This window comes from Acinetobacter sp. YH12112 (genome assembly GCF_013418945.1).
GTDB lineage: Bacteria > Pseudomonadota > Gammaproteobacteria > Pseudomonadales > Moraxellaceae > Acinetobacter > Acinetobacter indicus.
The window spans coordinates 1-3,422 of record NZ_VPBA01000075.1; the positions used below are offsets into that span (position 1 = coordinate 1).

Here is a 3,422-nt window from a genome sequence, read left to right on the forward strand (position 1 = left end):
GCCAGGCCTCAGCATTTTATTATGGTGATCCCCTGGGCGAAATGCGCCTGGTAAGCAGAGTTTTTGAAATGTAAGGCCTTTGAATAAGACAAAAGGCTGCCTCATCGCTAACTTTGCAACAGTGCCAGTTTTATTACGAACGTGTTTTGGGTGGACAACGGAAAACATATTTCATCGAAAGACCAAAAAAAGAAAAAACACTTCCTGTTGTGATGAGTGAAGAAGAAACCATTCGGGTACTACGCGCTATTGAAAACGTGAAACACAAGGCTATTCTGATGACTATTTATTCGGCAGGTTTGCGCATTTCTGAATGTATAAACCTGAAAATAAAAGACATTGACTCCAAGCGCATGCAAATTCGTATAGAACAGTCAAAAGGAAAAAGAGATCGTTATACCATTTTATCTGAGAAAACATTAATTATTTTAAGAACATACTTTATGGAATATAAACCAAAAGATTATTTATTTGAAGGTCAAAAAGGTGGCGCATACTCAAGCCGAAGTATTCAAAACATTTTTAAAGCAGCTGTTTTAAAAGCAAAGATTCAAAAGGAAGTTACTGTACATACCTTACGACATAGCTTTGCAACGCATTTGCTTGAGAATGGTACGAGTTTACGTTATATTCAATCGTTGTTAGGTCATTCAAGCAGTAAAACAACTGAGGTTTATACACATATTACCACCAAGGGAATGGAACAATTAAAAAGTCCGATGGATTTGTTAGATATATAGAAAGGATTTGTATATTTGAGCAAAACTTAACAAAAAGCACTATGAATATAAATCCTTTTGAGAGAGTAGAAACGAACGGTAAACGGTTGAAAACGGATTTGTCACTGATAATGAAAGGTTTAGCAAAATAAGATATAGTGGATATATACGCCATTTGGCGTATAGCCACTTGTTATGTGCCATTTTTGAATGACAATGCGAATAGATACAGACAAACAAATGAATTTACTTAGTGATAAGAACGTTGCAATAATTGGTGGTGGACCCGTTGGACTGACTATGGCAAAATTATTACAGCAAAACGGCATAGACGTTTCAGTTTACGAAAGAGACAACGACCGAGAGGCAAGAATTTTTGGTGGAACCCTTGACCTACACAAAGGTTCAGGTCAGGAAGCAATGAAAAAAGCGGGATTGTTACAAACTTATTATGACTTAGCCTTACCAATGGGTGTAAATATTGCTGATGAAAAAGGCAATATTTTATCCACAAAAAATGTAAAGCCCGAAAATCGATTTGACAATCCTGAAATAAACAGAAATGACTTAAGGGCTATCTTGTTGAATAGTTTAGAAAACGACACGGTTATTTGGGATAGAAAACTTGTTATGCTTGAACCTGGTAAGAAGAAGTGGACACTAACTTTTGAGAATAAACCGAGTGAAACAGCAGATTTGGTTATTCTTGCCAATGGTGGAATGTCGAAAATAAGGAGCTTTGTTACCGACACGCAAGTTGAAGAAACCGGTACTTTCAACATCCAAGCTGATATTCTTCAACCGGAAATAAACTGTCCCGGATTTTTTCAGCTATGCAACGGCAACCGATTAATGGCGGGACATCAGGGCATTTTATTGTTTGCCAATCCCAATAATAATGGTGCATTGTATTTAGGAATTAGTTTTAAAACGCCCGATGAATGGAAAAATAAAATTCCCTTAGATTTTCAGGACAGAAACAGCGTTGCCGATTTTTTATTGAAAAGATTTTCCAAATGGAGTGAAGTTTACAAACAATTAATACGTTCGGTATCAACATTTCAATGCTTGCCCACAAGGAAATTTCCTTTGAACAATGATTGGAAAAGTAACCGTCCATTACCCATAACAATGATTGGCGATGCTGCTCATTTGATGTCGCCTTTTGCAGGACAGGGTGTAAATACGGGATTATTGGATGCTTTGATATTGTCTGAAAACCTTACAAACGGAGAATTTACAAGTATTGAAAATGCCATCGAAAACTACGAACAACAAATGTTTGTTTATGCAAAAGATACGCAGGACGAATCGACAGAAAACGAAACCGAAATGTTTAGTCCCAATTTTTCGTTTCAAAAATTATTGAATCTATAAACAGTAAGAAAAAACGGCTACTAACAAGCAGTTTTGCAATAGTGGGGCAGAAGTGCAAAATTGAACTTGTGTGCTTCTATCAACTTTTGTACATTAGCTGCCAGTTTAAGATGGGTGCATTTGAGTATGCCCAAAGGAGCCCGCAAGTATGCGCAGGACGAAGCCAGTAGCCGCGCCGATGGTGGCGCGGGTCTATCTGCGCGTCAGCACCGACGCGCAGGACTTGGAACGCCAAGAGGCGATCACTACGGCCGCGAAGGCCGCCGGCTACTACGTCGCCGGCATCTACCGTGAGAAGGCATCCGGCGCACGCGCCGACCGGCCTGAGCTGCTGCGCATGATCGGCGACCTACAGCCCGGCGAGGTGGTCATTGCCGAGAAGATCGACCGCATCAGCCGCCTACCTTTGCCCGAGGCCGAGCGCCTGGTGGCCTCGATACAGGCCAAAGGCGCACGCCTGGCCGTCCCTGGCGTGGTCGATCTATCCGACCTGGCGGCCGAGGCCCAGGGCGTCGCCAAGATCGTGCTGGAAGCCGTGCAGATCATGCTTTTTCGCCTGGCCTTGCAGATGGCCCGCGACGACTACGAGGACAGGCGCGAACGCCAGCGCCAAGGCATTGAGTTGGCCCGCCAGGCCGGGCGGTACAAGGGCCGCCGTGCTGATCCGAAGCGCCGCGCCCAAGTTGTCGCGCTGCGCAAGTCCGGCTACAGCATCAACAAGACCGCCGAGCTGGCCGGGTACAGTGCGGCCCAGGTGAAACGGATATGGGCCGAGGTCAGCCAGGCCGAAGCGAAGCAGCACGGCGCGTTCGTGGAGGACGCATTGACGGAAGCCGATGCCCTGGCCGCTGTCGGCCAGGATGAGCGCCAGGAGGAAAGGGCATGAAGAAGCCGAACCAAGACGACGAGCCGTTTTTCATCACCGAGGAGATTGCGGCCGAAATGATCGCCGGCGGCTATGAGTTCGAGCTGCCGCCCATTCCTTGCACCATCCGCCTACGCGACGTGCTGGAGCGCATGACCGATGCTGAGCTAGCATTGCAGCCGGGCGAGATCGCCGACCAGGAGCGTGAACGCTGCCGGCGCAAGCCGTGTTCAACCTCATGATCTGGTCATGGTATTTTTCATGGCACTGAGCCTGATAGTTCTTGCAAATTGTTGTCACTAAAGGGTTTTGTGTGCTTGTTTACAATCGAGTGGGAGTGACGGGCACTGGCTGGCAATGTCTAGCAACGGCAGGCATTTCGGCTGAGGGTAAAAGAACTTTCCGCTAAGCGATAGACTGTATGTAAACACAGTATTGCAAGGACGCGGAACATGCCTCAT

Annotated in this window: 4 protein-coding genes; all 4 read left to right on the top strand. The window is 45.6% G+C overall.

Annotated features, from left to right (window positions below; translation table 11 throughout):
• Window positions 1-146 precede the first annotated feature (146 nt).
• The 4 genes from FTU50_RS14975 to FTU50_RS14990 all read left to right on the top strand — a co-directional run bounded on the left by FTU50_RS14975 (window position 147) and on the right by FTU50_RS14990 (window position 3,203).
• Window positions 147-740 (top strand): tyrosine-type recombinase/integrase, encoded by a 594-nt coding sequence (locus tag FTU50_RS14975; protein WP_205779272.1) that lies wholly within the window; start codon window positions 147-149, stop codon window positions 738-740.
• Window positions 741-929: 189 nt separating this feature from the next.
• Window positions 930-2,096 carry a tetracycline-inactivating monooxygenase Tet(X3) gene (locus tag FTU50_RS14980; protein ID WP_024160783.1) on the top strand — a complete coding sequence of 389 codons (1,167 nt, stop codon included), beginning with the start codon at window positions 930-932 and terminating at the stop codon, window positions 2,094-2,096.
• Window positions 2,097-2,244: 148 nt separating this feature from the next.
• Window positions 2,245-2,982, top strand: coding sequence for a recombinase family protein (locus FTU50_RS14985; protein WP_001366550.1), 738 nt, complete (start codon window positions 2,245-2,247; stop codon window positions 2,980-2,982).
• Window positions 2,979-3,203 carry a hypothetical protein gene (locus FTU50_RS14990; RefSeq protein ID WP_000743213.1) on the top strand — a complete coding sequence of 75 codons (225 nt, stop codon included), beginning with the start codon at window positions 2,979-2,981 and terminating at the stop codon, window positions 3,201-3,203. The genes FTU50_RS14985 and FTU50_RS14990 overlap by 4 nt, the downstream gene beginning before the upstream one ends.
• Window positions 3,204-3,422 lie beyond the last annotated feature (219 nt).